This is a genomic window from Micromonospora sp. AP08 (genome assembly GCF_008085935.1).
In the GTDB taxonomy this organism is placed as follows: Bacteria; Actinomycetota; Actinomycetes; order Mycobacteriales; family Micromonosporaceae; genus Micromonospora; species Micromonospora chersina.
This window is the reverse complement of sequence record NZ_VSEZ01000009.1, coordinates 237,810-263,772: the sequence shown is the minus strand read 5'-3', so window position 1 is coordinate 263,772 and position 25,963 is coordinate 237,810. Positions and strand designations below refer to the sequence as shown.

Annotated in this window: 24 protein-coding genes and 1 pseudogene; 11 read left to right on the top strand and 14 right to left on the bottom strand. The window is 73.6% G+C overall.

Translation table 11 applies throughout. The annotated features are described in order from the left end of the window. Nucleotides 1-27 precede the first annotated feature (27 nt). A complete protein-coding gene (locus FXF50_RS18050; protein WP_148429290.1) occupies nt 28-531 on the top strand; it encodes a MarR family winged helix-turn-helix transcriptional regulator in 504 nt (167 codons plus the stop codon). Nucleotides 532-802: 271 nt separating this feature from the next. Here the strand turns inward: FXF50_RS18050 and FXF50_RS18045 are convergent, their stop codons facing one another. The 6 genes from FXF50_RS18045 to FXF50_RS18020 all read right to left on the bottom strand — a co-directional run bounded on the left by FXF50_RS18045 (nt 803) and on the right by FXF50_RS18020 (nt 9,697). Further along, the gene (locus FXF50_RS18045) at nt 803-3,463 is read right to left on the bottom strand and encodes a helix-turn-helix domain-containing protein (RefSeq protein WP_148429288.1); all 2,661 of its coding nucleotides are present in this window, start codon (nt 3,461-3,463) and stop codon (nt 803-805) included. 124 nt (nt 3,464-3,587) lie between these two features. Further along, a complete protein-coding gene (locus FXF50_RS18040; protein ID WP_148429286.1) occupies nt 3,588-4,742 on the bottom strand; it encodes an acyl-CoA dehydrogenase family protein in 1,155 nt (384 codons plus the stop codon). 79 nt (nt 4,743-4,821) lie between these two features. Further along, nucleotides 4,822-6,354, bottom strand: coding sequence for an acyl-CoA carboxylase subunit beta (locus FXF50_RS18035; protein WP_148429284.1), 1,533 nt, complete (start codon nt 6,352-6,354; stop codon nt 4,822-4,824). Between the two features lie 207 nt (nt 6,355-6,561). Then, complete coding sequence (locus tag FXF50_RS18030; RefSeq protein WP_187399720.1) at nt 6,562-7,473, bottom strand: hydroxymethylglutaryl-CoA lyase; 912 nt, start codon at nt 7,471-7,473, stop codon at nt 6,562-6,564. Between the two features lie 163 nt (nt 7,474-7,636). Beyond that, nucleotides 7,637-8,974: an acetyl/propionyl/methylcrotonyl-CoA carboxylase subunit alpha gene (locus FXF50_RS18025; RefSeq protein WP_148429280.1), complete on the bottom strand. Its 1,338-nt coding sequence runs from the start codon at nt 8,972-8,974 to the stop codon at nt 7,637-7,639. Between the two features lie 96 nt (nt 8,975-9,070). Beyond that, nucleotides 9,071-9,697, bottom strand: a complete 627-nt coding sequence (locus FXF50_RS18020) for a TetR/AcrR family transcriptional regulator (RefSeq protein WP_091316184.1) — start codon at nt 9,695-9,697, stop codon at nt 9,071-9,073. A 113-nt stretch (nt 9,698-9,810) separates the two neighbouring features. Here FXF50_RS18020 and FXF50_RS18015 point away from each other — a divergent pair. Continuing rightward, a pseudogene (locus FXF50_RS18015) lies at nt 9,811-10,914 on the top strand (MFS transporter); the annotation flags it as partial. Nucleotides 10,915-11,012: 98 nt separating this feature from the next. Here FXF50_RS18015 and FXF50_RS18010 read toward each other — a convergent pair. Then, nucleotides 11,013-12,167: an FAD-dependent monooxygenase gene (locus FXF50_RS18010; protein WP_148429278.1), complete on the bottom strand. Its 1,155-nt coding sequence runs from the start codon at nt 12,165-12,167 to the stop codon at nt 11,013-11,015. Nucleotides 12,168-12,270: 103 nt separating this feature from the next. On the opposite strand from FXF50_RS18010, the gene FXF50_RS18005 reads away from it, so the two are divergent. After that, nucleotides 12,271-12,846: a TetR family transcriptional regulator gene (locus tag FXF50_RS18005; protein WP_187399713.1), complete on the top strand. Its 576-nt coding sequence runs from the start codon at nt 12,271-12,273 to the stop codon at nt 12,844-12,846. Between the two features lie 66 nt (nt 12,847-12,912). Here the strand turns inward: FXF50_RS18005 and FXF50_RS18000 are convergent, their stop codons facing one another. The 3 genes from FXF50_RS18000 to FXF50_RS17990 form a co-directional block, all read right to left on the bottom strand. Next, nucleotides 12,913-13,815, bottom strand: coding sequence for a sulfurtransferase (locus FXF50_RS18000; protein WP_148429274.1), 903 nt, complete (start codon nt 13,813-13,815; stop codon nt 12,913-12,915). 82 nt (nt 13,816-13,897) lie between these two features. Further along, complete coding sequence (locus tag FXF50_RS17995) at nt 13,898-14,344, bottom strand: hypothetical protein (protein WP_148429272.1); 447 nt, start codon at nt 14,342-14,344, stop codon at nt 13,898-13,900. Nucleotides 14,345-14,346: 2 nt separating this feature from the next. Further along, nucleotides 14,347-15,117: an SGNH/GDSL hydrolase family protein gene (locus FXF50_RS17990; protein ID WP_148429270.1), complete on the bottom strand. Its 771-nt coding sequence runs from the start codon at nt 15,115-15,117 to the stop codon at nt 14,347-14,349. A 236-nt stretch (nt 15,118-15,353) separates the two neighbouring features. On the opposite strand from FXF50_RS17990, the gene FXF50_RS17985 reads away from it, so the two are divergent. Both FXF50_RS17985 and FXF50_RS17980 read left to right on the top strand, forming a co-directional pair. Then, nucleotides 15,354-16,883, top strand: coding sequence for a hypothetical protein (locus tag FXF50_RS17985; RefSeq protein WP_148429268.1), 1,530 nt, complete (start codon nt 15,354-15,356; stop codon nt 16,881-16,883). A gap of 22 nt (nt 16,884-16,905) precedes the next feature. Further along, nucleotides 16,906-18,462 (top strand): PQQ-binding-like beta-propeller repeat protein, encoded by a 1,557-nt coding sequence (locus FXF50_RS17980; protein WP_148429266.1) that lies wholly within the window; start codon nt 16,906-16,908, stop codon nt 18,460-18,462. Nucleotides 18,463-18,513: 51 nt separating this feature from the next. On the opposite strand, the gene FXF50_RS17975 is transcribed toward FXF50_RS17980, so the two are convergent. From FXF50_RS17975 to FXF50_RS17965, 3 genes are all read right to left on the bottom strand, one after another. Continuing rightward, nucleotides 18,514-19,515: a PD40 domain-containing protein gene (locus FXF50_RS17975; RefSeq protein WP_148429264.1), complete on the bottom strand. Its 1,002-nt coding sequence runs from the start codon at nt 19,513-19,515 to the stop codon at nt 18,514-18,516. A 169-nt stretch (nt 19,516-19,684) separates the two neighbouring features. After that, nucleotides 19,685-20,812 carry a PD40 domain-containing protein gene (locus FXF50_RS17970; RefSeq protein ID WP_148429262.1) on the bottom strand — a complete coding sequence of 376 codons (1,128 nt, stop codon included), beginning with the start codon at nt 20,810-20,812 and terminating at the stop codon, nt 19,685-19,687. Then, the gene (locus FXF50_RS17965; RefSeq protein WP_148429260.1) at nt 20,809-21,339 is read right to left on the bottom strand and encodes a SigE family RNA polymerase sigma factor; all 531 of its coding nucleotides are present in this window, start codon (nt 21,337-21,339) and stop codon (nt 20,809-20,811) included. The genes FXF50_RS17970 and FXF50_RS17965 overlap by 4 nt, the downstream gene beginning before the upstream one ends. A gap of 304 nt (nt 21,340-21,643) precedes the next feature. Between FXF50_RS17965 and FXF50_RS29575 the strand changes: the two genes are divergently transcribed. After that, a complete protein-coding gene (locus tag FXF50_RS29575) occupies nt 21,644-21,883 on the top strand; it encodes a Scr1 family TA system antitoxin-like transcriptional regulator (RefSeq protein WP_370464125.1) in 240 nt (79 codons plus the stop codon). Next, on the top strand, nt 21,874-22,059 hold the full coding sequence (locus tag FXF50_RS17955) for a DUF397 domain-containing protein (RefSeq protein WP_148429257.1): 186 nt from the start codon (nt 21,874-21,876) through the stop codon (nt 22,057-22,059). The genes FXF50_RS29575 and FXF50_RS17955 overlap by 10 nt, the downstream gene beginning before the upstream one ends. A 22-nt stretch (nt 22,060-22,081) precedes the next feature. Here the strand turns inward: FXF50_RS17955 and FXF50_RS17950 are convergent, their stop codons facing one another. Next, complete coding sequence (locus tag FXF50_RS17950; RefSeq protein ID WP_148429255.1) at nt 22,082-22,456, bottom strand: VOC family protein; 375 nt, start codon at nt 22,454-22,456, stop codon at nt 22,082-22,084. A 91-nt stretch (nt 22,457-22,547) separates the two neighbouring features. Between FXF50_RS17950 and FXF50_RS17945 the strand changes: the two genes are divergently transcribed. The 4 genes from FXF50_RS17945 (at nt 22,548) to FXF50_RS17930 (ending at nt 25,940) form a co-directional block, all read left to right on the top strand. Continuing rightward, nucleotides 22,548-24,317: a proline--tRNA ligase gene (locus FXF50_RS17945; RefSeq protein ID WP_148429253.1), complete on the top strand. Its 1,770-nt coding sequence runs from the start codon at nt 22,548-22,550 to the stop codon at nt 24,315-24,317. A gap of 55 nt (nt 24,318-24,372) precedes the next feature. Next, nucleotides 24,373-24,792, top strand: a complete 420-nt coding sequence (locus FXF50_RS17940; protein WP_091316216.1) for a CBS domain-containing protein — start codon at nt 24,373-24,375, stop codon at nt 24,790-24,792. 69 nt (nt 24,793-24,861) lie between these two features. After that, nucleotides 24,862-25,287, top strand: coding sequence for a SufE family protein (locus tag FXF50_RS17935; RefSeq protein WP_107077952.1), 426 nt, complete (start codon nt 24,862-24,864; stop codon nt 25,285-25,287). A 20-nt stretch (nt 25,288-25,307) separates the two neighbouring features. Continuing rightward, nucleotides 25,308-25,940 carry a DsbA family protein gene (locus FXF50_RS17930; RefSeq protein WP_148429251.1) on the top strand — a complete coding sequence of 211 codons (633 nt, stop codon included), beginning with the start codon at nt 25,308-25,310 and terminating at the stop codon, nt 25,938-25,940. Nucleotides 25,941-25,963 lie beyond the last annotated feature (23 nt).

Here is a 25,963-nt window from a genome sequence, read left to right as displayed (position 1 = left end):
TGTGTCAAGGACTGCTAGGATGGCAGCGTGGACGAGAACGTGTTCGACGATCCCCGGATCACCGCCATCGGCCTGCTCTTCGAGGCCAGCGCCGGGCTGTCGGCCCGGTTCGCCGCTCAGTTCGAGGAGCACGGCCTCTCCCCGGTCGAGTTCGAGGTGCTGATGCGGCTCACCCGGTCGCCGGGTCACCAGCTGCGGATGACCGACCTAGCGGCGCAGACCTCCCTGTCCACCAGCGGCGTCACCCGCGTGGTCGACCGGATGGAGCGCGACGGTCTGCTCCGCCGCCGGGCCTGCCCGTCCGACCGGCGCAGCTCGTACGCGGTGGTCACCGCCACCGGCCTGAGCCGACTGGACGCGACCCTGCCCGGCCACCTGCGGATCATCGAGGAGTGGTTCACCGGCCAGCTCGCCCCGGCCCAGCTGGAGGCGCTCCTGGACGGCCTGCGCCGGGTCCGCGACGCGGTGCACCCCGGGGCGACCGCCGGCAGCAACGAGCCGGCGCCGGCCGGGCAGTCCGCCGGCTGCTGACCCGACCGACCCGGCCGTCCGCACCGGTGACCCGCCGGTGACCCGCCGGCGGGCCGCCGTACCCGTCGGTCACCGGCAGAAAGACCGGCAGAACCATTCGGACACCGGGCCATACCGAACCAATGGCTCACAAATCGCCCACGAGCGCTGGATAGGCTTCCGGGCAGCGGGGGGGCACCGGGGGGTGCCGGCGCGAGCGATGCAGCGAGGGGCAACACCAGGGGGCTTCTTCGCTCGCGCCACCCCCGCGCCTTCCTCTCCCGCCCGGGTCTCAGTCCCGCGGGACAGCGCGCTCCCGGCGGGCCAGCAGCGCGTAGAGCAGTGCCTCCTCGCGAGGCAGCACCCGGATCCCGGTGGCCCGGCAGACCCGGTCGAGCCGGTCCAGCACCCCCACCTCGGCGGTGCTCGCCGCAAGCCCCACCAGCGCCTCGACCAGGTCCCGCCGCTCCCCACCGCCGGCGAGGTCCGCCTCCGCCGTGCCGTCCGGCCGCTCCCCGCCGGTGGCGTGCTCGGCCGCCGCGGTGAACCACTCCGCCGCCAGCTCCCGGTCCCCGCGGTGCAGCGCGAGATGGCCCTCGATCAACGCGCAGATCGCATCCTCCGGCCGGGCGCTCCGGCCCTCCGGGGACGCATCCAGGTTCTCCACGGCCGGCGGCCGACGCTGTCCCGGCACCGGGCGGAACGGCCGCAGCTCGGCCACCACCTCCAGCGCCTCCTCCGCCCGCCCGTCGAGGGCGAGCGCCAGCCCGATCGTGCCGACCACCTGGCGCCGCCGCCCCGGGTCGCCCAGCTCGACGAGCGCGCCGGCCACCCGCCGCCCCTGCTCGACCGCGTCGACGTACCGGCCCTCGAGCCGGGTCACCTCGGCCAGGGCGGCGCGGGCCATCAGGCGGAGCCGCTGCTCCCCGCACTGGGCGGCCAGCCGATCCACCGCGGCCAGGCGACGCCGCGCGCCGGCCAGGTCCGCGCTCCGCACGTCGTGCCAGGTGAGGTGGTACTGCGCCACGGCCATCTCGCGGGCCCGGCCGTGCCGGGTGGCCAGCTCCAACGCCGCCTCGGCCTGCTCGCGGGCCTCGCCCTGAGCGCCGACGCCGAGCAGGAGCACGCAGAGCATCGACCGGGCCGACAGCTCCCCGGTCACCTCCCCGGCCGCCCGGAACGTGGCCAGCGCCTCCCGGGCCGCCGGCAGCTCCACACCGCCGGCGCCGTGCTCGGCCCCGAGCCGCGCCACCCCGAGCAGCGCCCAGGCCCGCAGCACCGGCGGCGCGTCGGCGGTACGCGGGTCGGCCAGCAGCCGGCGCAGCCACCGGCGCCCGGAGACGTCCCGCCCGCGCAGCCGCCACCAGCGCGGCAGCGCCGCCGCCAGGCGCAGCGCGGTCACCGGCTCGTCGTCGGCGGCGTGCGCCAGGGCGGCGGTGATGTCGCTGGTCGCCTCGTCGAGCAGGTGCACGGCCGCGGGCAGGTCCGCGCCGACCAGATTCGGCGCGGTACGCAGCACCAGCCCCGCGACGACCAGCGCGTGCCGGCGGCGGATCCGAGTCAGTTCCCCCTCGACCGCGGCCTGCTCGGTCGCGAAGTCGCGGACCGCGTCCAGCAGGCGGAACCGGAACGGGCCGGCCCCCCGCACGCTGAGCATCCCGAGTTCCCGGAGCCGGTCCAGCAGCGGGACCACGTCCCGCCGCTCGCCGCCGTCGGCGAGCAGGTCCTCGGCCAGCTCCACCGACCAGCGGTTGCGGAAGGCGGAGAGCCGGCGCAGCGCCGCCCGTTCGGCGGGCGCGAGCAGGTGGTAGCTGGTCGCCACCGCCTCGCGCAGGGTCACCGTGCCGGCGGCGAGGTCGGCGGGCTCCCAGCCGGGGCGTACGCCGGCCAGGTCGAGGACCCGATCGCCGTAGCGGTCGAGCAGTTCGGTGACGTCGAGGATCCGGCCGCGCGCGGCCATCAGCTCGATGGCCAGCGGCAGCCCACCGAGGCGGCGCACCAGCGCGGCGAGCGCCGGCAGCTCGGCCGGGGTGGGCGGCTCGCGGCGCACCCGGGCGAGCCGCGCGACGAAGAGGGCCGCCGCCGGCCAGCGGGCCAGCTCCGCCGGATCGGTCGGCTCGGGACCGGCCGGCGGCACGTCGAGCGGAGCGACCGGCCGGACCAGCTCGCCGGGGAGCCCCACCGGACGGCGGCCGGTGACCAGCACCCGCAGCGTCGGCGCCGCCGCGACCAGGGTGCGCAGCGCCTCGGCCACCGGCCCGGGCGCTCGCTCCACCGCATCCACCAGCAGCAGCGCGGGCCGGCCGCCGAGCCGGCAGGAGAGGTCGGCCAGCCGGTTCACGCCGAGCACGGCGACCGAGACGGCGAGCACGTCGGCGGCGTCCGAGCCCTCGCCGACCAGCACGCCGGCCACGCCGGCCGGGTGCGCGGCGGCCGCCGCGTGGGCGACGGTGAGGGCGAGGGCGGTCTTGCCGACCCCGGCCAGCCCGACGAGGCTCACCACCGGATGCTCGGAGAGCAGGGCGCCCAGTTCGGCGACGTCGCGGTCCCGGCCGAGCAGCGGGACCGGCTGGGGCAGCGCGATCGGCGTACCCGAATCGGTGGTGGAGCCGGTGACCGGAAGGTGCCGCGCGGCCGGGCGCGGCGCGGCGGCGGAACCGCTGACCGGAAGGTGGCGCGCGGCGGTCCGGGCAGGGGCCGGGCGGGCGGCGGCCACGAACGCCTGCCGGGCCGCGCCGGTCAGGTCGAGGGCGTCGGCGAGCAGGCCGACGGTGGTGCGCTGGGGGCGGGTGGCCCGCCCCCGCTCCAGATCGCGCACGGTCCGCACGCCGACCCCGGCCCGGGCGGCAAGCTCGGCCTGGGTGAGGCCGGCGGCGAGCCGGTGCCCGCGCAGCAGGTCGGGCAGCTGGGCACGGCCACCCGGGCTCCGCGAACGATCATGATCGGGAGTCATGGGCACGAAGAGTACGGATCAGGTCGGACGCTCCACAGCCCATCGTCGGCCAGCCGACCGTCCCCTGCGGATATCCGACAGACGGCTGAACCGCCCGGGCCCGAACGGCCCGGGCGGCCGCCATTCACATGCCGAGATCGCGGGCGATGACCATGCGTTGCACCTCGCTGGTGCCCTCGCCGATCTCCAGGATCTTGGAGTCCCGCCAGAAGCGGGCCACCGGGTACTCGTTCATGAAGCCGTAGCCGCCGTGGATCTGGGTGGCCTCGCGGGCGTTGTCCACCGCGACGGTGCTGGCGTGCAGCTTCGCGATGGCCGCCTGCCGCTTGAACGGCTCGCCGGCCAGCATCCGGGCGGCCGCGTCGTAGTAGGCCAGCCGGGCGGTGTGCGCCTTCATCTCCATGTCCGCGACCTTGAACTGGATCGCCTGGTACGCGCCGATCGGCCGGCCGAACGCCTGGCGCTCCTTCGCGTATCTGATCGACTCGTCGACGCAGCCCTGGGCGAGGCCGACGGCCAGGGCGGCGATGGCGATCCGCCCCTCGTCGAGGATGCGCAGGAACTGGGCGAAGCCCCGGCCGCGCTCGCCGAGCAGGTTCGCCGCCGGCACCCGGCAGTCGTCGAAGGTGAGCTCGTGGGTGTCCGAGGCGGTCCAGCCGACCTTCGAGTAGCCGGGCGCCACGCTGAAACCGGGCGTGCCGGACGGGACGATGATGGTGGACAACTCCTTGGAGCCGTCCGGCTTCGTGCCGGTGACCGCGGTGACCGTGACCAGCGCGGTGATGTCGGTGCCGGAGTTGGTGATGAACGCCTTCGAGCCGTTGATCACCCACTCCCCGGTCGACTCGTCCAGGACCGCCCGGGTCTGGGTGCCGCCGGCGTCCGACCCGGTGCCCGGCTCGGTCAGCCCGAAGCCCGCGAGGGCCTCGCCGCTGAGCAGCTTGGGCAGCCACTGCGCCTTCTGCTCGTCGGTGCCGAACCGGTAGATCGGCATCGCGCCGAGGGAGACCGCCGCCTCGAGCGTGATGGCCACGCTGGAGTCGACCCGGGCCAGCTCCTCCAAGGCCAGGCAGAGGGCGAAGTAGTCGCCGCCCATGCCGCCGTGCTCCTCGGGGAAGGGAAGCCCGAACAGGCCCATCTTGCCCATCTGGCGGATGATCTCGTACGGGAAGGTGTGCTGCTCGTAGTGCTCGGCGATGGCCGGCGCGACCACCTCGCGGGCGAAGTCCCGCACGCTCTCCCGCAGCGCCTCTTGTTCCTCGCTGAGCCGGAAGTCCATCTGATCCTCCTGGTGGGATGCCTTTGTGGACGGCCGCCGGGCGCTCGTGGCGCCGGGTCGGGTCGTGCGGGTCGGTGGGTCAGACCGGGGTGACGCCGTGCCGGCGCCGGGCGAAGTGCCGCTCCTTGCCGCGCGCGGCGGCGAACCGGCGGACCAGCTCGGCGCGCAGCTCGTGCGGCTCGACGATGGCGTCCACCACCAGTTCGCTGGCGAGCCGGACGATGTCGATGTCGCGCTCGTACTCCTCGCGCTTCGCGGCCACGAAGGCGGCCCGCTCGGCCTCGTCGGAGATGGCGGCGATCTTGTTGGCGTAGACGGCGTTGACCGCGGCCTCCGCGCCCATCACGGCGATCTTGGCGGTGGGCAGCGCGATGGTGGCGTCCGGCTCGAAGCCGGGGCCGGCCATCGCGTAGAGGCCGGCGCCGTACGCCTTGCGGACCACCACGCAGATCTTGGGTACGGTCGCCTCGGAGATCGCGGTGATCATCTTGGCGCCGTGCCGGATGATGCCCTGCTTCTCCACGGCGCTGCCGACCATGAATCCGGGTACGTCGGACAGGAACAGCAGCGGCACGTTGAACGCGTCGCAGAGCTGCACGAAGCGGGTCGCCTTGTCGGCCGAGTCGACGAAGAGCACGCCGCCCTTGAACATCGAGTTGTTGCCGACCACGCCGACGACCTCGCCGTTCAGCCGGCCGAAGCCGATGGTCAGCTCCTTGGCCCAGAGCGCCTGGATCTCGAAGAAGCTGCCCTCGTCGAGCAGGCCCTTGACGTAGCGGCGCATGTCGAACGCCTGCCGCTCGCTCGCCGGCACCAGCGCGGCCAGGTCGGCCTTCTCCGGCGCGGGCGTCGCCTCGGCGGCCGGCGGGGCCTGGGTCCAGTTGGTCGGCAGGTAGGACAGGTAGCGCTTGACCACGTCGAGGGCCTCGGCCTCGGTCTTGCAGAGGAAGTGCCCCACGCCGGACTCGGCGCAGTGCACCTTGGCCCCGCCCATCGCCTCCAGCGTGGTCTTCTCGCCGGTGACCATCTCGACCATCCGGTCGGAGCCCAGGTACATGCTGGCGTTGCCGTCGACCATGGCGACCACGTCGCAGAACGCCGGGATGTAGGCGCCGCCCGCGGCGCTCGGCCCGAACAGGGCGCAGACCTGCGGGATCGAGCCCGAGGCGCGGACCTGGTTCCAGAAGATCTTGCCGGCGCCCCGCCGGCCGGGGAAGAGGTCGACCTGGTCGGTGATCCGGGCCCCGGCCGAGTCGACCAGATAGACCATGGGCACGCTTGTCGAGTAGGCCCGCTCGATGATCCGGATGATCTTCTCGACGGTGCGCGCGCCCCAGCTGCCGGCCTTCACCGTGGAGTCGTTCGCCATCAGGCAGACCGGGCGGCCGTCGATGGTGGCGGTGCCGGTCACCACGCCGTCGGCGGGCAGCCCCTCGGCCATCGCGTTGGCGTAGAGCCCGTCCTCGACGAAGGAGCCCTCGTCCACCAGGTACGCGACCCGCTCGCGGGCGAAGAGCTTGCCCTTGGCGGCGTTAGCCGCGTGGTACTTGTCCGCACCGCCGGCCTTGGCGCGCTTGCGCAGCTGCTCCAGAGCCTCACCGTCGAGCGTCACGCCGACTCCCATTGCCACCGGCCGCCTCGTGAGCGCACCGACCGACCTGAACGATCGTTAGGCTATCCCATCCAAACCCGGTCCGGCGACCCCACGCCGGCCTCCCGCCGGCCTCGCGCGTTGATCAAGAAGTTTGCGTCCGGATCGGGCCGGATTCAGACGCAAACTTCTTGATCAACGCTGCGAAGGGGGCCAGCGCCGGGGTGGTCAGGAGGGGATCGGGGTCAGGCGGGTGCGGGGGCCGGCGCGGAGGACGCCGGAGGGGAGCTTCTTGCCGACCAGTTCCTCGGCCAGCTCGGCGGCCTCGATGAGCGCGTCCAGGTCGATCCCGGTGTCGATGCCCATGTCGTGCAGCATGTGCACGGCCTCCTCGGTGGCCAGGTTGCCGCTGGCGCCCGGGGCGTAGGGGCAGCCGCCCAGACCGCCGACGCTGGCGTCGAACTCGGTGACGCCCAGCTCCATGGCGGTGAGCATGTTGGCCAGCGCCGTGCCCCGGGTGTTGTGGAAGTGCAGCAGCACCGGCACGTGGGCGTTGCGGTCCCGGACCGCGGTGACCAGCTCGCGGACCCGCCGGGGCGTGCCCATGCCGGTGGTGTCGCCGAACGCCACGCGGTCGGCGCCGTCGCGGACCACCCGGTCGACGATGCCGGCCACCCGCTTCGGGTCGACGTCGCCCTCGTACGGGCAGCCGAAGCTGGTCGCCACGATCACCTCGGCGGTCGCGCCCGCACTGTGCAGCAGGTCGATCAGCTCGGCGATGTCGTCGAGCGACTCCTCGGTGGAGCGGTTGACGTTGCGCCGGTTGTGCGTGTCGCTGGCCGAGACCACCACCTCGATCTCGGTGAAGCCGGCGGCGAGGGCGCGCTGGGCGCCCCGGCTGTTCGGCACCAGCGCGGAGTAGCGCACCCCGTCGGCCTTCGCGGCCCGCTGCCACACCTCGTCGGCGTCGGCCATCTGCGGGATCGCCTTCGGGTGCACGAAGGACACGGCTTCGATCCGCCGCACGCCGGTGCGCGACAGCGCGTCGATCAGCCGCACCTTCGCGTCGGTGGGGATGGGCTCCTCGTTCTGGAGCCCGTCGCGCGGCCCGACCTCCCGGATGGAGACGAAGTCCGGCAGTTCCGCCATAAGGGGTCACCTCGCTGTGACGGTGTTACGGATGGTACGTCCAGCATCCCACCCGCCCGACTCTCGCCGGTGACCATGAAGTCAGCGGCGACAAAACGGGCAAGATTTGCCGCTAACTTCATGATCAACCCCGAGAGGGCGGGCGAGGCAGGCGTCAGCGCATGCGGGAGACGATGCCGGTGTCGTAGTCGCCGGAGAGGAACTCCGGGTTCTCCAGCAGCTCGACGAAGAAGGGCAGGTTGTTCTTCGGGCCGGCGATCTCGAACTGGGCCACCGCGGCCCTGGCCCGCTCGACCGCCTCGTCCCGGGTGGCGCCGCTGACGATCAGCTTGGCCATCAGGCTGTCGTAGAACGGGGTGACCGTGTTGCCGGCGACGTAGCCGGAGTCGACCCGGACGCCCTCCCCGGCCGGCTCATTCCAGGTGGTGATCGCGCCCGGGCCGGGCAGGAACCGCTTCGGGTCCTCGGCGTTGATCCGCAGCTCGATGGCGTGCCCGCGCGGCGCGAGCGCGTCCGGGTCGAAGGTGGGGGCCAGCCCGGCGGCCACCCGCAGCTGCTCCTCGACCAGGTCGACGCCGTAGACGTACTCGGTGACCGGGTGCTCGACCTGGAGCCGCGTGTTCATCTCCAGGAAGAAGAATTCATCGGTGGTGGGGTCGAGCAGACACTCGACGGTGCCGGCGTTGCGGTAGTTGACCGCCTCGCCCGCCCGGACCGCCGCCGCCAGGAACCGCTCCCGGAGCTCGGGCGAGACCGCCGGGGACGGGGACTCCTCGACCAGCTTCTGGTTGCGCCGCTGCACCGAGCACTCACGCTCGCCGAGGGCCACCACCCGGCCGTCGGCCAGGCCGAGGATCTGCACCTCGACGTGGCGTACCCGGGGGAAGTAGCGCTCGATCAGCACCGAGCCGTCGCCGAACATCCGCTCGGCGAACGAGCGGACCTTGTCGTACTCGGTGCGCAGCCCGGCCTCGTCGGTCGCCACGCCCATGCCCATCCCGCCGCCACCGGCCGCGGCCTTGACCATCACCGGGTAGCCGATCTCCGCGGCGGCGGCGACCGCCGCGGCCAGGTCGGCCGCCGGCTCGGTGGTGCCGGGCGCGACCGGCACCCCGGCCGCCGCCATGAGGTTCCGGGCGTTGATCTTGTCGCCCATCGCGCTGATCGCGTCCGCGCCGGGGCCGACCCAGATCAGGCCGCTGGCCTCGACGGTACGGGCGAAGTCCGCGTTCTCGGACAGGAAGCCGTAGCCGGGGTGGATCGCCTGGGCGCCGGTGTCCTTCGCGGCGGCGATGATCGCCTCGACGTTGCGGTAGCTCAGCGCGGGGTTGGCCGGGCCGACGCAGACCGCCTCGTCGGCCTCGGTCACGAACGGCAGGCCGGCGTCGGCCTCCGAGTGCACCACGATCGCACGGATCCCGAGCTTCTTCGCGGTGCGGACGATCCGGCGCGCGATCTCGCCACGGTTGGCCACCAACAGCGATTCGATCAAGGAAGGCTCCCCTCTCAACGCTTCTTGCATAGCAGGGGCCTCTTCTTAACACGCGGACGGCACGCGTGCTTAACGGGCGTTAAGGCGCGTCGCGCGTCAGGCCGGATCCGTGGGGGCGAGGAGCGCGGCGAGCGTCGCACCCCGCAGCAGCTCGGCCCGGCGCCGGCGGTCCACCTCGCCACCGAGGAACGGGGTGGAGTTCATGAGGCCGAACGCCGCGTGCGCGAGCACCCGCGCCTCGCCGTCCGGCAGCCCGGGGTGCAGCGCGGTCAGCACGGTCACCCATTCCTCGACGTACATCCGCTGGAGCCGGCGGATGCGGCGGCGCGGCTCGTCCGGGAGGCGGTCCAGCTCGTGCAGGTGCAGGGCGATCACCGCGGGGTTGGCCAGCGCGAAGTCGACGTGGAAGTCGATCAGCGACTCCAGCGTGCCGCGCGGGTCGTCGGGGTGGTTGGCGGCCCGCTCCTTGCCGCCCGCGAGCAGCCCCTCGCTGACCGGGATCAGCGCGGCGACCAGCATCGCCTCCTTGCCGGCGAAGTGGTGGTAGAGCGCCGGGCCGGTGACCCCGGCGGCCGCGCCGATGTCGTCCATCGACACGCCGTGGTAGCCGCGCGCCGCGAAGAGCCCGACCGCGATCTCCAGGATCTCGTCCCGCCGGGACCGGCGCCGGCCCGCACCCGTCGCGCCGTTCGCCGCGCCCCGCGCCTGCTGTTCCACCGCCACCGGGTCAGCCTAGACCGCGCGCCCAAGCTGGTGGAGTCTCGGTTACCCGTCGGTCGCCTCACATCCCGGGCCCCTTGACCCTCGACCGGGTTCAGGCCGCAGGGTCCGTCGGCATGACCGCTACCGCCACCGCGCTCGGCCGGGACTACCGGCTGCTCTGGTCCGCCGCCGTCTCGTCCCGCTTCGGCGACGCGCTGCGTACGCCGGCCCTCGCCCTGCTGGCCGCCGCGCTCACCCGCGACCCCCGGGCGATCGCCGCGGTGACCGTGGCCGGGCAGCTCCCGCCGCTGCTGTTCGGGCTGCTCGCCGGCGCGTACGCCGACCGGTGGGACCGGCGCCGGACCATGGCGGCGGTGGACGGGGCCCGGGCCGTGGTGGTGGCGGCGCTGGCCGGGCTGGTCGCCACCGGCCGGGCCGGGGTGGCCGCGCTGGCCGCCGCCGCGTTCCTGCTCGCCACCCTGGGCACGCTCTTCGACGCGTCCGCCTTCGCCCTGCTGCCGTCCCTGGTGTCGCCGGCCGCCCTGGCCACCGCCAACGGCCGGCTCCAGGCCGGCACGGCCGTGGCGGGCGGCCTGCTCGGCACCCCGCTGGCCGGGGTCCTCTTCGCCCTGGCCGCGTCGCTCCCGTTCGCCGTGGACGCGCTCACCTTCGTCCTCGCGGCCGCCCTCGTCCTCGCCCTCCGTCCGCTGCCGGCGGCCCCGCCGCGGCCGGCCGGTCGGGGGGTGTGGCGGGAGGCGTGGGCCGGAATGCGGTGGGTGCGTCGGGACCGGGTGCTGTGGGGGATCGCCCTCGCCTCGGCCGGGTCGAACCTGGCGATCAGCGGGGTGATGGCGGTGCTGGTGCTCTACGCGCTCGGGGCGCTGCGGGTGCCGGCGCAGGCGTACGGGTTGTTCGCGGCGGGGGTGGTGGCCGGTGGGCTGCTCGGGGCGCTGGTCGCCGGGCGGGTGGCGGCCCGGTTCGGCACCCTGCCCGCGCTGCGCGCCGTGCTGCTCGGGCAGACCCTGGCGCTGACCGGGTTCGCCCTGGCCCGCGGCCCGGTGACCGGGGGCGTCGCGCTGGCCGCGTTCGCCGCCGGCACCACGATCTGGAACAGCCTCTGGTCGGCGTACGGGCAGGGGCACGTGCCGGCGGAGCTGCTCGGGCGGGTCGGCGCGGCGCAGCGCGTGGTCGGCCTGGCCGCCGCGCCGGTCGGGGCGGCGCTGGCCGGGCTCGCCGGCGAGGCGTACGGGGTGGGCCCGGTGGTCGGCGCGGCGGCGGGCGTGTTCGCCCTGGTCACGGCCGCCGCCTGGGGAACGTTCCGCAGACGGCCTGATCCTCACCGGGCGCCCGGTTCGAAGCCGGCCAGCCGGACGGCGAGCCGCTGCCGGACCGGCGGCAGGACCGAGGCGCCCCGGAGCAGCAGGTCGCGCACGGGGCGGGCGACCGGCGGGACGGCGGTGAGCCGGGTGAGACCGGCGGCGAAGCCGAGCACCTCCTCGGCGAGCGGGCGGCGGGCGGCGGCGTACCCGTCGAGGAGCGCGTCGGGGCCTCCGGCCAGCACGGCGGCGAGCGTGTCGCCCAGGGCGACCGCGTCCCGCAGGCCGAGGTTCATCCCCTGCCCGCCGGCCGGGCTGTGCACGTGCGCCGCGTCCCCGGCGAGCAGGACCGGGCCGGACCGGTAGGTGCCGGCGATCCGGTGGTGGATCCGGAACCGGGAGCTCCAGCGCACGTCGGTGACCCGGTCCGGTCGCCGGGCCGGCCCCCGCTCGTCGAGCAGGTCCTGGAAGTGGCGGGCCTGCGGCTCGCGGGGCGCGTCGGGCACCGAGGCGACCAGCCGTACGGTGCCGTCGGGCAGCGGCGCCCAGACCAGCGGCCCCTGCGGGGCGAGGAAGAGGTTGACCTGGTCGCGGGGCAGCACGCTGTCGACGCGGACGTCGGCGAGCAGGAAGGACTCGCCCGGGTCGGCGGGCCCGCCGAAGTCGATGCCGGCCAGCTCACGGACCGGGCTGCGCATGCCGTCGGCACCGACCACCCAGCGGGCCCGAACCGTCTCGCCGCCTGCGAACGTCGCGGTGGCGCGGTCGCCGTCGAGGTCGAGGCCGGTCAGCTCGTACGGCCGGAGCACCCGCCCGCCGAGCGCGGTCAGCCGGTCGGCGAGCACTGCCTCGGTCTCGGCCTGGGAGACCAGCAGCGCGTAGGGGTAGCGGGACGGCAACCGGTCGAAGGGGACGGTGAGCAGCACCCGGTCCCGCTCGCGGACGGTGAACCGCCTCGACGGCAGCCCTCGGGCGGCCAGCGGGGCGGCGACGCCGATCCGGTCCAGCACCTCCAGGGTGCCGGCGTGGACCACGGCGGCCCGTGAGGTGACCGGCGGGGCGGCGAGCCGGTCCACCACGGTCGCGGTGACGCCGTGCCCGGCCAGGGTGGCGGCCACGGCCAGGCCGGTCGGCCCGGCACCCACCACGAGGACATCGGTGCGCTCGGGAAGCATGTCCCACCTCCAGGTGTGTCAACAACTGTTTGCCAACACTTGTTGACGACGGTAGGCGCGGCTCGGCTTCTGTGTCAACGCCTGTTGGCCTACAGTTGTGGGCATGACCGACACGGCACCCCGCGCCCGCCGCTCGGACGCCACCCGGGCCGCCATCCTGCGCGCCGCCCGCGAACGGTTCGCCGCCGACGGCTACGAGCGGGCCACCATCCGGGCCATCGCCGCCGAGGCCCGGATCGACCCGTCCATGGTGATGCGCTACTACGGCAGCAAGGAGGGGCTCTTCGCCGCGGCCGCCGAGTTCGACCTGCGCCTGCCGGACCTGGCCGCCGTGCCGCCGGACCGGCTCGGCGAGACGCTGGTGCGGCACTTCCTCCGCCGCTGGGAGGGCGACGAGACCCTCGCCGCCCTGCTCCGGGCCGCCAGCACCAACCCGGGAGCGGCCGAGCGGATGCGCCTCCTCTTCGCCGACCAGCTCGCCGCGGCCGTGGCCGGCTTCGGCACCGACCCGGCGTCCACCGCCCGCCGGGCCGGCCTCGTGGCCAGCCAGACCCTCGGCCTGGCCTTCACCCGGTACATCGTCCGGCTGCCGCCGGTCGTGGAGATGACGCCGGACGAGCTCGTGGCCTGGGTCGCACCGACCCTCCAGCGCTACCTGACCGGCCGGCCCGAGAGCTGACCCGCCCGGCCCGGAAACGGCAAGGTCCCCGCGGGCGACGCGCCACGCGGGGACCGGCCGGTCGAATCAGCCGTTGATGCTGCCCGGCTCGTCGCCCCGCACGACGGGGGCCCGGACCAGGTTGCCCCACTCGGTCCACGAGCCGTCGTAGTTGCGCACCTTCGGGAACCCGAGCAGGTGGTGCAGCACGAACCAGGTGTGGCTGGACCGCTCGCCGATCCGGCAGTACGCCACCACGTCGTCGGACGGGCTCAGCCCGAGCTGGTCCTGGTAGATGGCGCGCAGCTCGTCCACCGGCTTGAAGGTGCCGTCCTCGTTCGCGGCGGCCTTCCACGGCTTGCTCACCGCGCCCGGGATGTGCCCGCCGCGCAGCGCGCCCTCCTGCGGGTACGCCGCCATGTGCAGCATCTCGCCCGTGTACTCCCCCGGCGACCGCACGTCGACCAGCGGCCGGCCGGCGGTCACGTGCGCCATCACCTCGTCGCGGAACGCCCGGATCGGCGCGTCGTTCCGCTCCGGCACCGGGTAGTCGGCGCGCGGCCGGCTCACCTTCTCCTTGGACATCTCGCGCCCCTCGGCGACCCACTTCATCCGGCCGCCGTCGAGCAGCCGGACATCGGCGTGGCCGAAGAGCCCGAAGACCCAGAGGGCGTACGCGGCCCACCAGTTGAAGTTGTCTCCGTAGAAGACCACGGTGTCGCCGCGGCCGATGCCCTTGGCGGCGCACAGCTCGGCGAAGCTCCTGGCGTCCAGGTAGTCCCGGGTCACCTGGTCGTTCAGCTCGGTGTGCCAGTCGACCTTCACGGCGCCGGGGATGTGGCCGGTGTCGTAGAGCAGGACGTCCTCGTCGGACTCGACCACCACGAGGCCCTCGTCGCCCAGGTGCTCGGCCAGCCACTCCGTGGTGACCAGGCGCTGCGGGTCGGCGTACGACTGGAGGTGCGGATTCGGATCACTCGGCACAGGCATGAGCCCCAAGGTACGCCGGATCACGAGGTCGGGACCGGCCATCCCGAATCGGGGTCGGCGGATGTGGCGGCCCCCACGCGGGTCAGGCGCGGCGGTGCACCAGCCGGCCGGCCACCACGGTGGCCAGGCAGGAGCCGTCGGCACCGAAGACGGCCAGGTCGGCCCGGCCGCCGACGACCAGCGCCGGAGGGCGGGCGGCGGGCAGCACCGCCACCTCGTTGCGCGCCGCGGCGGCCCGCAGCGCCGGGTCGGTGACGTGGTCGGCGAGCACCGCGGCGGCCCCCAGCCGGAACAGGGCGTGCACCCGCTCGCGCGGGGTCGGCGCGGGCGGCAGCGGCCCCTCGTGCACCAGCGCCGGCCCGAGGGTCCCGTCCCACCGCCGCACCCGCACCTCGGGGTACGCCCCGGTCAGCTCGCTCAGCGGCGCGACGGCCTCGACCCGGTCGCCGGTCACCAGGACGGCGTGCCCCGGCCGGGGCTCGTCGTCGAGGGTGAGCCGCAGCAGGGACGCGGCGTGCAGGGTCCGCACCGTCAGTCGAGGGTGATCGGCCCGAGCACCGGCCGCTTGGCGGTGACGAAGTCGCCGGAGGAGCGGCCGGTGAGCCGGCGCTTGAGCCACGGGGCCAGGTGCTGGCCGGCCCAGCGCAGATCGGCCGCCCGGGCGGCCAGCCAGGGAGTGGGGGCCGGGTGCGGCGGCACCATCAGCCACTCCTCGTCGCAGCCCACGCCGAGCGCGGTGAGCACCTGCCCGGCCACCCGCCGGTGCCCGGCGGCCGACAGGTGCAACCGGTCGGTGCTCCACAGCATCGGGTTGAGGTAGCTGTCGTCGGCGTACAGGTCGACCAGGATGGCGCCGTGCCGCTCGGCGACCTCGCCGACCACCCGGTTGAGCAGGGTCACCCGGGGAGCCACCAGCCGCTGCCCGGGCAGCCGGGCCATCACGTCGGCGAACCGGAACAGCACCACGTCCGCGCCGCCGGAGCGCAGCCGGCCGACCACCGCGTCGAAGCGCGGCACGAACGAGTCCGGGTCGAACGTGCGGCGCAGCACGTCGTTGCCGCCGGCCGCGAAGCTGATCAGGTCGGGCTTCATGGCCAGCGCGGCCGGCACCTGCTCGGCCACGACGTTCGGGAACAGGCGGCCCCGGATGGCCAGGTTGGCGTACCCGAAATCCGGGCCGGCCTCGGCCGCCAGCCGGGTGGCGACCAGGTCGGCCCAGCCCCGGTAGGTGCCGTCCGGATACGCGTCGTCCATCCCCTCGGTGAAGCTGTCGCCCACCGCCACATAGTTGCGCCAGCGCACTGCGCCTCCCTCTGACCGACCCGCAGAGCTGCGTCGGCCAGTTTCGCACCGACCGGCCACCGGCCGCCCGACCCCCGCGCCGGACGTGGCGGAAGTCATCGGGACATATGTCCCGCCTGATGGATCCGGGGCAGAAACCGCCCGGCGGATTGTGGATGATATTGCCCGTCATCCGGTCCGGGGGCGGGAGGCGCCCGCCACTGCGGCTGCTCACCGACGGCGCGAACGAGGCACACATGACCCAGGGACACCCGGTCGACGGTCAGCCGCACCCGCCGGTCCAGGCGTACCCGGCCGCCCCGCCGGGCTTTCCCGCCGCGCCCGGTCACGGGCCGCCGGGTGCGTACCCGGGTGGGCCGGCGCAGCCGGGGTTCGGGCCGTACCCGCCGGTCCCGCCGCCGCGGCCGAAGTCCCGGCGCGGCCTCTGGATCGGGATCGGCGCCGGGGTGCTGGCGCTGACCCTCTGCGCCGGCGCGGCAGTCGGCGTGGGAGTCGGGCTGAGCAAGCGCGGCGACGACGCGGCCCCGAAGGCCGCCGCCGCGGCCAACGGGGTGAGCGTCACCCAGCAGGAACTGGACGACCTGCTGGCCCGGCACAGCAAGGCCCTCGCCGACAAGGACCTGAAGGGCTACCTGGCCCCCTTCGACCCGGCCCGCAAGGACCTGGTCGCCGGGCAGACCCGGCTCTTCACCAACCTGGGCAAGCTGCCGCTGGCGGTCGGCCGGTACCGCACCGTCGCCCAGCAGGGCCGGACCACCGACAGCTTCGGCCGCGGGGTCAGCTTCCAGCTCGACGTGTCCTTCGTGCACCAGTTCGAGGGGTACGACCTCACCCCGGTCGCCGAGTGGTACCGCTGGACCGTCGTCCGGGAGAGCCCGGGCGCGCCGCTCAAGGTCACCGCGGTCACCGGGGCGCCCGCCGCGCTGGGCAACTCGAAGACCGTCTACTACCCCGGGCCCTGGGACAAGTGGGCCGACATCCACGTCGAGCGCACCGCGCACACCCTGGTCGTCACCGACGCCGCGCTGGCCGCCGAGGCGAAGCGGTACGCCCCGGTCGCCGAGGCGGCGGTGGCCGAGGACCTCGCCGCCTGGCGAGCCGGCGGGGTCACCGCCGACATCCCGAAGGGCTTCGTCATCAGCCTGGTCAAGGGGAAGGCGGACCTCGGCTCGCTCTACCGGATCAACAAGGAGAAGACCACCGAGGCCGGTGTCTCGATCGGCATGGTCTCCACCGAGCCGGGGAACGGCGTCGACATCGGTGGCAGCCGGATCGTCGTGGACGTGGCCGACCGGTCGTTCTTCGCCCCCGGCGACCGGAAGGGCCCGCGCGAGATCTTCCGGCACGAGGTGGGCCACTCGCTGGTCGCCAGCCTGGAGGACGCCGACAAGCAGGACTTCTTCGACGGCATCGAGAACTGGATCGTGGAGGGCTTCGCCGAGTACCTGGCCCACCGGGGCGAGCCGCTGCGGTCCAGCGACCGCACCGCCCAGGCCCGGTCGCTCGTCCGCTCCGGCGACTGGGACGGCGCGCTGCCCGGCAACGTCGACTGGGACTCCCCGGGGCGGCTCAGCTTTCACTACTGGCTCGGGCACGCGGCGATGACCCACCTGGCGGAGAAGTTCGGCGAGCAGAAGCTGTTCCAGTTCGTGACCGCCCGCTACCAGGGCGCCACCGCCGACCAGGCCAGCCAGCAGGTGCTCGGCGTGCCGCTGGCCCAGTTCCAGTCCGGCTGGGCGGCGTACGTGCGGGCGCAGGCGCGGTGAGCGGGACCCCGAGGAGCGCACGATGACGAACCCGCAGTCCCCCTGGCAGGCGCAGCCCGGAGCGCCGGGCGGCTGGCCGGTCCCGCCGCAACCGCCGCACGCGCCGGCACAGCCCGGGGCGCAGGTCCCGCCGCCGGCCCAGGGCGGGCACCCGGGCTGGCCGCCGGCCCCGCAGGCCGGTCAGCCGCCGTACCCCGTGGCCGGGCAGCCGGCGTACCCGCCGCCGGGGTGGCCCGGGGCGGCACCGCCCCCGCCGGCGGCGCCCGGGCGGCGCGGGCGTCTCGCGCTGCTGATCGCCGGTGGGCTGGTGGCCGTGCTGGCCGTCGGGGCCGGCACCGCCTGGGGCGTCTCCCGCCTGGTCGGCGGCTCGGGTGACGACGACGAGCTGACGACCGCCTGGGTGCTGGACTTCCCCGAGCGGCAGGACACCGGCCTGACCACCTACGACCACCAGGACATGTTCGGCGCCTGGCTGGCCGGTGACACGGTGGTCCGGGCGCAGGGGGACGGGCTGCTCGCCTACCGGCTTTCCGACGGCGGGCAGGCGTGGGGCGCACCCGCACCGGAGGGCACCTCCCTCTGCGTCGCGGCACAGGCGGTGACCGAGGGCCGGGGCGCGGTGGCGGCCGGCTCCGACCGATCCTGCGACACCGTCGCCGGCTTCGACCTGGCCAGCGGCAAGCTGACCTGGCAGGCGAAGTTCCCGGCGCCGGCCCGCGAGGGCCGGGACGCGCTGGCCGCACCGGACCTCTCCGTCGCCGGCCAGCAGGTGATCGTCCGCTCCGGCGACACCATGATCGGGTTCTCCCTCGCCGACGGGAAGCAGTTGTGGCGCACCACCGGCGAGAAGCTGCTCCCCGGGCGCGGCTGCGGGTTCAAGGACATGCGGGCCGCCGCCGACCTGGTCGTGGTCACCTACGGCTGCTCGATCGGCGGTGAGGTCGACGGCGTCGACCCGGCGACCGGCAAGGTGCGCTGGCGGCAGCGGCTGCCCGAGGCGAAGGTCACCGACGGCGTGCTGAGCGTGCAGCCGCTGATCAGCCTGCCCGGGCTGGGGCACGAGAGCTACACGGTGCGGGACCCGAGGACCGGCCGGCAGACCGGCTCGTTCACCGACCCGGTCGACGGCACCGAACTGTGGGACGTGCCGCCCAACCGGTCCAACGCGATCGACGGCCCGGCCGTCTACCAGTTCCTGGCCGACGACGACACGCTCTACTACCCGACGTTCCCGAAGAACGTGCCGAACTCGGGCCGGTCGGCCAACCAGATCATCGCCATCGACCTGGCCACCGGGAAGCGGCGCTGGATCTCGTCCGGGCACAGCGCCAGCAAGGTCGAACTGATCCGCCGGGACGAGCAGGGCCTGCTGGCCTGGGAGACCGGCGACCGGCGGAAGCTGCCGCCGCGGCTGGTCCGTGTCGACCCCGCCACCGGCACGGTCAGCCCGGTGGCGAAGGGACCGCTCTCGGCCGGCTTCGAGGGCGAGGAGGCCAAGGTCATGGAGCGGGACGGGGTCGTGGTGATCGTGCCCTGGAAGCACGTCGTGGCCGACCGGGCGATCACCGTGCTGCGCTGACTGTGCGAAGGGCGGACCACCGGTCGGTGGTCCGCCCTTTCCTGGTCTGAGTCAGGGCACGTACGCCAGCAGCTTCATGTTCCGCACCGCGGTGGACTCGGCGACCGTGCCGAGCGGCTTCAAGGAGCCGTCCAGGACGGTGATGCCGTTCGCCTGCTTCACGATCACCTTGTCGTCGATGGTGAAGGTGATACTGCGGATCAACCCCTGAACCGGCAGGTCCACAACATTGCTACTGATGGTGTCGACCACCGCGAAGCTGTCATCGCGGCGGGAGGGGTCGGTACCGGTCCATCCGACGGACACGTACCGGCCGTCCATCGACACGCTCTGGGCCTGCCAACCGTCCCAGTGCGCGGCCTCCTCCTTCGGCGGCGTGTAGCTGTACTGCCGCGACTGCGTCCCGTCGCTGACGAACGGCTTGAGCTGGTCGTCCTCCGCAGCGAGCCACCTACCGTCCGCGGACCAGCACCGGCTGGTCTCCTCACCCGGGTCACCCTGGACCGGCTTGCCGGCCGCCACGTCGAACAGCACCGACTGCCCGCTCTTCTTGCCCACCATCAGCAGGTCACTGCCCTTCCAGGCCAGCGCCCGGGGCCCGAGACAGTTGACGTCGGTGGCGAGGGTCCGCTGCCGCGTGCCGTCGATCCCCGAGGTGACCAGGGTGCCCGACTGCCAGTCACCGTCGGCGCCCCGCACCCAGGCCAGTCGCTTGCCGTCAGGCGAGATGGTGACGGTGTTCCGGGCGCAGGAGTCGAGCGGTATCCGGGCCGTCACCTGGTCGGAGTCACCCTTGACGGCGTGAATTGTCGCCTGGCGGTCGGTGAGGCCCAGGTAGTAGCGGGTGCCGGCAAGCCGGGTGGCGGCGTCCGAGTTGCTGACCGGAGCAGCCGAGGGAACGGCGGCCGGGGCGGCGGAGGTGGGGGCGGCAGCCGGGGCGGTCTTGTCGCCGCCGCAGGCGCTGAGGCCCACCGTGGCGAGCGCGGCGGCCGCGAGGGCCACGGCCTGCCGGAGGCTACGAAGACGAGCGGTGCGGGCGGCGAAAATGCTCACGGTTCCAGTCCTCAGATTCGGTGGCGTAGCGGCTTGACGCACTCCCAGACGTCGAATTTCAAAGGGAGGGTTGCCGTCTCGGAGAGGGAATTTCAGGGGATGTTCGATGTGGTCCAGCCACGAGGCAGGCCCTCAGCACCGGGTGCTGAGGGCCTGCCCGGTCAACGGCTCAGGGCACGTACGCCAGCAGCGCCATGTTCCGCACCGAAGCGGACTCGGTGACGGTGCCGAGCGGTCTGAAGTTGGTGTCCAGCACGGTGATGCCGTTCTTCCGCTTGACGATGACCTTCTCGTCGATAGTGAACAGGATGCTGCTGATCTGCCCCTTGCCCGGCAGGTGGACTACCTTGCTTGTGGTGGTGTCCACCACGGCGAAGCTGTCGTCGTGGCGGGACGGGTCGGTGCCCACCCAGCCGACCGAGACGTACCGGCCATCCAGCGAGACGCTCCGGGCCTGCCAGCCGCCCCAGTGCGCGGCCTCGTCCTGAGGCGGCGTGTAGGTGTACTGCCGTGACTGCGTCCCGTCCGTCACGTACGGCTTCCCGTCCGCCACCGCGGCCAGCCACCGGCCGTCGGCCGACCAGCACCGGTCTGTCTCCTGGCCCGGGTCGCCGTTGACCCGCTTGTTGGCCGCCACGTCGAACAGCACCGACTGCCCGCTCTTCTTGCCCACCATCAGCAGGTCGCTGCCCTGCCAGACCAGCGCCCGGGGGCCGAGACAGTTGACGTCCTCCAGCAGCGTCGTCGCCCCGGGCTCGCCGGGGGTGCCGGCCAGGAGGATCCCACTGGCGTTGCCGTCGGTGCTGTCCTGCACCCAGGCCAGCCGCTTGCCGTCCGGCGAGACGGTGAGGGTGCTGGCCTCGCAGCTGTAGGGGAGGTCGATCGGAAGCTGGTGGACCACGCGGTCCGAGTCGTCCCGGACGGCGTGAATCCTGATCTTGCTGGACGTGTTCTCCAGGTAGTAGCGCGTGCCCGGAAGAGCTGAGGCCGGCTTCACCGGCGAACTGGTCGGCGAGGCGCTGTCCGACGCCTCCGGGGTCGGGGTGACCTCCACCGGTGGCCAGGTGCTGGTGACCGACGGCCCGGCCGGCGCGGGCGTGTGCGCCGAGCCGTTCGGGCGGATGGCGAGGGCGGTGCCGGTCGCGGCCGCCAGCACCACGAGGGCGGCGGCCGAGGTGGCGACGGCCCGCTGGATGCCGAGCCGGCGGGACGTACGCAGGGCCCGGTCCCGCAGGTCGACCGGGGTGACCTCCTCGGCCAGCCCGGCCAGGTCGAGTCGAAGACGGTCCTGGTTCATCGGGCGCTTCCTTCCGTGACGTAGAGCTGGGCGAGTTCCGGGGCGACGGTGCGCAACTTGGCCAGGGCCTTCGAGGTCTGGCTCTTGACGGTGCCGACGGTGACGCCGAGCAGGTCGGCGGCCTCGGTCTCGGTGCGGTCCTCGAAGAACCGGAGCACCAGCACGGCCCGCTGCTTGGCGGAGAGCTTCGCCAGCGCGGCCCGGAGGGTCAGCCGGAGCGTGGTCTGCTGGGCGTGGTCGGGAGCCGAGTCGCCTCCGCGCGGCTCGGGCAGGTCGCCCGGCATCGACTCGGCCACCCGGCGACGCCGCCACCAGGAGACCTGCAGGTGATACATGATCTTGCGGGTGTACGCCTCGGCGTTGCCGCTGTGGTGCAGCCGGCCCCACGAGCGGTGCGTCCGCGCCAGGGCGGACTGCACGAGGTCCTCGGCCAGGTGCTGGTCACCGGTCAGCAGGTAGGCCGACCGCAGTAAGGCGGGGGTACGGGTTCGCACGAACGAGTCGAACTCACTCAGGAGAGGGTCCACACGAGCCGATCCTTGGGGTCAGGTGGTGCATCATCGTGACGCCCTCCCAGACGTCACCCCGCCACGCCATGGTTGCCGGCGGGGTCACTGATTCTGAACGATCCCCTTCCGGTACGGCCCCCAGGCCACGAACCGCTCGAACAACTCACGCGGGGTCGGCCCGTCGTGCGGGTTCAACCGGAACAGGTCGTGGGTGGCCTCGTGGTAGAGCCCGGACAGGTAGACGGCCAGGTCGACGGGGTGGTCGGCGTACTCGGCCGAGCTTGACTACTTGATTCAGTGCGCGGAGCAACCCCACGTCAGCGTGCATGTGATCCCGGCCGAGGTCAGCGTCCACGTCGGACTTGTCGGACCCTTCGTTCTCGCACGTGGTGATGACGGCGGTTGGATCGGTCACCGGGAGACACAGCTCGGCGGAATGGTGGTCGATAGAGATGAGGATCTGGCTATCCTGCTGTCGAGGTGGGAGAGCGTCCGCAGCGAGGCTCTAACGCACCGGCAGACGATCGAGCTGGTGAAGGAAGTGATGACGTCATGGAGCTGATCGGCGCTGTCTGGCGCAAGTCCACCCGTAGTGGCACCCAGGGCGAATGTGTCGAGGTGGCCGACAATCTGCCCGGCGTGGTCGGCGTCCGGGACAGCAAGGACCCCAGCGGCCCGATACTCACCTTCACCCCTGACGCCTGGCGCGCCTTCATCACCCACGCCAGGCGCTCCTAACCGATCACCACCACCGACCCGTTCAGAGGTACAGGCAGAACGGGTGGCCGGCCGGGTCGAGGTGGACGCGTACGTCGTCCTGGGGCTGGAAGTCCGCCACCGTGGCGCCCACGGACACCGCGTACGCCGACGCCGCGTCGAGGTCGTCGACCTTGATGTCGAGGTGCGCCATCATCTGCGGATCGCCCGGGCCGGCCGGCCAGACCGGCCGTACGTAAGCCGGCTCGGTCTGGAATGCCAGTCCGGCACCGCCATCCGACGCGGCCAGGATGACCCAGTCCGGCTCGTCCTCGTCGCGGGACCATCCGAGCAGCCGTTCGTAGAACCCGGCCAGCTCGCGCGCGTCGGGCGCGTCCAGCACGGTCGTCGTCAGCGTCAGCCGCGGCCTCTCATCCATGTCCTTCTCCTACCCCGCACGACGGCGTCCTCCACCCCGGACAGCGGCGAATCCGATCGCCTGCCGGGCCGGCCCGCCGTACGCTGCGGCAATGCTGCTGCGCATGTCGACCCTGCTGCTCCGGACCCTGCGCGAGGACCCGGCCGACGCCGAGGTGCCGAGCCACCGGCTCCTGCTCCGTGCCGGCTACGTACGCCGCGCCGCACCGGGCGGCTACACCTGGCTGCCGCTCGGCAAGCTGGTGCTGGACCGGGTGACCGAGATCGTCCGCGCCGAGATGGCGGCGATCGGCGACCAGGAGGTGCACTTCCCGGCGCTGCTGCCGGCCGAGCCGTACCGGGCCAGCGGGCGGTGGACGGAGTACGGCGACGACATCTTCACCCTCGCCGACCGGAAGGGCGCCGAGCACCTGCTCGCCCCGACCCACGAGGAGATGGCCGCGCTGCTGGTGAAGGACCTGTTCAGCTCGTACCGGGACTTCCCGGTGACGCTCTTCCAGGTGCAGACGAAGTTCCGGGACGAGGCCCGGCCCCGGGCCGGGCTGCTGCGCGGGCGCGAGTTCCTCATGAAGGACGCCTACTCGTTCGACCTGGACTCCGCGGGGCTCCAGGCCGCCTACGACCGGCACCGCGACGCGTACCAGCGGATCTTCACCCGGCTCGGGCTGGACTTCACCGTGGTGCGTGCCATGTCCGGGGCGATGGGCGGCTCGGCGTCGGAGGAGTTCCTGGCCGCCACGCCGGTCGGCGAGGACACCTTCGTCGGCTGCACCACCTGCGACTACGCCGCCAACACGGAGGCCGTGGTGACCCGCGCGCCGGCGGCCGGCGACCCGGACGCGCACCCGGCCGTGGAGGTGCACGACACCCCGGAGACGCCGACCATCGCGTCCCTGGTCGACCTGGCCAACGCCCGCGCGCTCGGCGGCCGGACCGGCTGGACCGCCGCCGACACCTTGAAGAACGTCGTGCTGGCCGTGCGCCGGCCCGGCGCCGAGCAGGCGGAGCTGCTGGTGATCGGCCTGCCGGGCGACCGCGAGGTGGACCTGAAGCGGGTCGAGGCGGCGCTGCACCCGGCCACCGTGGCGGTCTTCGAGGACTGGGCGGCGCATCCGGAGCTGGTCCGTGGCTACCTCGGGCCGCAGATCCTGGCCAAGCACGGGGTCCGCTACCTGGTCGACCCGCGCGTGGTCACCGGCACCGCCTGGTTGACCGGGGCGAACGAGCCGGGCCGGCACGCCACCGATGTGGTGTGCGGGCGCGACTTCGTGCCGGACGGCACCATCGAGGCGGCCGAGGTGCGCCCGGGCGACCCCTGCCCGGCCTGCGGCGACGGCGAGCTGACCATGCGGCGGGGCATCGAGGTGGGCCACATCTTCCAGCTCGGCCGCCGGTTCACCGACGCCTTCGCGGTCGACGTGCTCGGCCCGGAGGGCAAGCCGGTCCGGCCGACCATGGGCTGCTACGGAATCGGCGTCTCGCGGGCCGTCGCGTCGGTGGCCGAGCAGCACCACGACGACCGGGGGCTGGTGTGGCCGGCCGAGGTCGCGCCGTGCGACGTACACCTGGTGGCGGCCGGGAAGGGTCCGCAGCTCGACGCGGCGCTGGACCTCGGCGGGCGCCTCTCGGCGGCCGGCCTGCGGGTGCTGGTCGACGACCGCACCCACGTCTCGGCCGGGGTGAAGTTCACCGACGCCGAGCTGATCGGCATCCCGCGCGCCGTCGTGGTCGGCCGCCGCCTGTCCGAGGGATACGTCGAGCTGCGCGACCGCGCCTCCGGCGAGCGGATCGAGCTGCCGGTGGACGGCCTGGTCGAGCGCGTGCTCGACGAGGCGCGTGGGGCGCGCCGCGACCGGGTGTAGCGGACGCGCCATGGGGTACCGCAGTCGGATCGACCGAGGTGTTTCGGAGGCTCTCATGTACCGGGTCAGTGACGTGATGACCAAGCAGGTGGTCTACCTGCCCGCGGAGACTCCCCTGGACGAGGCGGCCAGGGTGATGAAGGAGTCCGACATCGGCGACGTGGTGGTCACCGACGGGGCCACCCTCGCCGGCATGCTGACCGACCGCGACATCGTGGTCCGTGCGGTGGCCGAGCGGGCCGACCCGACGAGCACCACGATCGGTTCGATCGTCACCCGCGAGGTGGTGATGATCGAGCAGCACTGCACCGCGGGCGAGGCGGCCGCGCTGATGCGCGAGCGCAACATCCGGCGGGTGCTGGTCTGCGACAACGAGCGCAAGCTGGTGGGCATCGTCTCCCTCGGCGACCTGGCCATGCAACTCGACCCGAACTCCGCGCTGAGCGACATCAGCGAGGCCGCCCCGAACCTGTGATCCGCCCGACCCGGCGCCCTCCCGCCGACCCCGGAGGGCGCCGGGTCGTCCGGCGGTAGCCTGGCGGTCATGTCCGAGATGCCGAGCAAGCTGGCCGAGATCGTCGACGAGTTCGCCGCCGCCCCACGCGACGTGGTGCTGGAGATGCTGCTGGAGTTCTCCGACGTGATCCCGCCGCTGCCCGAGGGCGTGGACCGGGAGGACCTGGAGCAGGTCCCGGAGTGCCAGACCGCGTTCTTCCTGCGCGCCGAGGTCAACCCGGACAAGACGGTGAGCACGATCTTCGACTGCCCGCCCGAGGCGCCGACCACCCGGGCGTTCGCCGGCATCCTGGCCGAAGGGCTGGCCGGGGCCAGCGCCGAGGAGGTGCTGGCCGTACCGGACGACCTCTACCAGCGGATGGGCCTGGCCCAGGCGATCAGCCCGCTGCGCGTACGCGGCGGCACCGCCATCCTGGCCCGGCTGAAGCGCCAGGTCCGGGAACAGATCTCCTGATCGACGGGTTGTCGCTGGTCATGGAGATCGAGATCTACGCCGACGTGGTCTGCCCCTGGTGCTGGATCGGCAAGCGCCGGCTGGAGCAGGCCCTGGCGAGCTACGACGGCGAGGTGACCGTCCGGTTCCGGCCGTTCCAGCTCGACCCGACGCCGGTGACCGAGCCGAAGCCGCTCATCGAGGCGCTGGGCGCGAAGTTCGGCGGCCGCGACAAGGCCGAGGGCATGGCCGCCCACGTCACCCAGGTCGCCAAGGGCGCGGGGATCGACATGCGGTTCGACCGCGCGGTGGCCGCGAACACCTTCGAGGCGCACCGGCTGGTCCGGTTCGCCACCGAGCGGGGCAGGGCCGCCGAACTGGTCGAGCGGCTCTACCGGGCGCACTTCCAGGACGGGATCGACGTCGGGTCGACCGACGCGCTGGTCACGCTCGCCGGCGAGGTGGGCCTGGACGAGGCCGAGGCCCGGGACTACCTGGAGTCGAACCTCGGCCGCCGCGAGGTGGCCGCGGACCTGAGCGCCGCGCACCAGCTCGGCGTCTCCAGCGTGCCGACCTTCGTGCTGGCCGGGAAGTACGCCGTGACCGGCGCCCAGGAGCCGGAGACCCTGCTCGCCGCCCTGCACGAGGTGGCGCAGCGCGAGGCTGGCGCGTGATGTTTCACGTGGAACAAGATCGG

Bases quoted from the DNA above. Each gene is read 5' to 3' on its own strand.
- FXF50_RS17930 (WP_148429251.1), top strand. From the start codon at position 25,308: ATGGAGATCGAGATCTACGCCGACGTGGTCTGCCCCTGGTGCTGGATC.
- FXF50_RS17935 (WP_107077952.1), top strand. From the start codon at position 24,862: ATGTCCGAGATGCCGAGCAAGCTGGCCGAGATCGTCGACGAGTTCGCC.
- FXF50_RS18000 (WP_148429274.1), bottom strand. From the start codon at position 13,815: ATGCCTGTGCCGAGTGATCCGAATCCGCACCTCCAGTCGTACGCCGAC.
- FXF50_RS17980 (WP_148429266.1), top strand. From the start codon at position 16,906: ATGACGAACCCGCAGTCCCCCTGGCAGGCGCAGCCCGGAGCGCCGGGC.
- FXF50_RS18005 (WP_187399713.1), top strand. From the start codon at position 12,271: ATGACCGACACGGCACCCCGCGCCCGCCGCTCGGACGCCACCCGGGCC.
- FXF50_RS18040 (WP_148429286.1), bottom strand. From the start codon at position 4,742: ATGGACTTCCGGCTCAGCGAGGAACAAGAGGCGCTGCGGGAGAGCGTG.
- FXF50_RS17970 (WP_148429262.1), bottom strand. From the start codon at position 20,812: ATGAACCAGGACCGTCTTCGACTCGACCTGGCCGGGCTGGCCGAGGAG.
- FXF50_RS17955 (WP_148429257.1), top strand. From the start codon at position 21,874: ATGGAGCTGATCGGCGCTGTCTGGCGCAAGTCCACCCGTAGTGGCACC.
- FXF50_RS18045 (WP_148429288.1), bottom strand. From the start codon at position 3,463: ATGACTCCCGATCATGATCGTTCGCGGAGCCCGGGTGGCCGTGCCCAG.
- FXF50_RS17940 (WP_091316216.1), top strand. From the start codon at position 24,373: ATGTACCGGGTCAGTGACGTGATGACCAAGCAGGTGGTCTACCTGCCC.
- FXF50_RS18010 (WP_148429278.1), bottom strand. From the start codon at position 12,167: ATGCTTCCCGAGCGCACCGATGTCCTCGTGGTGGGTGCCGGGCCGACC.
- FXF50_RS17950 (WP_148429255.1), bottom strand. From the start codon at position 22,456: ATGGATGAGAGGCCGCGGCTGACGCTGACGACGACCGTGCTGGACGCG.
- FXF50_RS17985 (WP_148429268.1), top strand. From the start codon at position 15,354: ATGACCCAGGGACACCCGGTCGACGGTCAGCCGCACCCGCCGGTCCAG.
- FXF50_RS17945 (WP_148429253.1), top strand. From the start codon at position 22,548: ATGCTGCTGCGCATGTCGACCCTGCTGCTCCGGACCCTGCGCGAGGAC.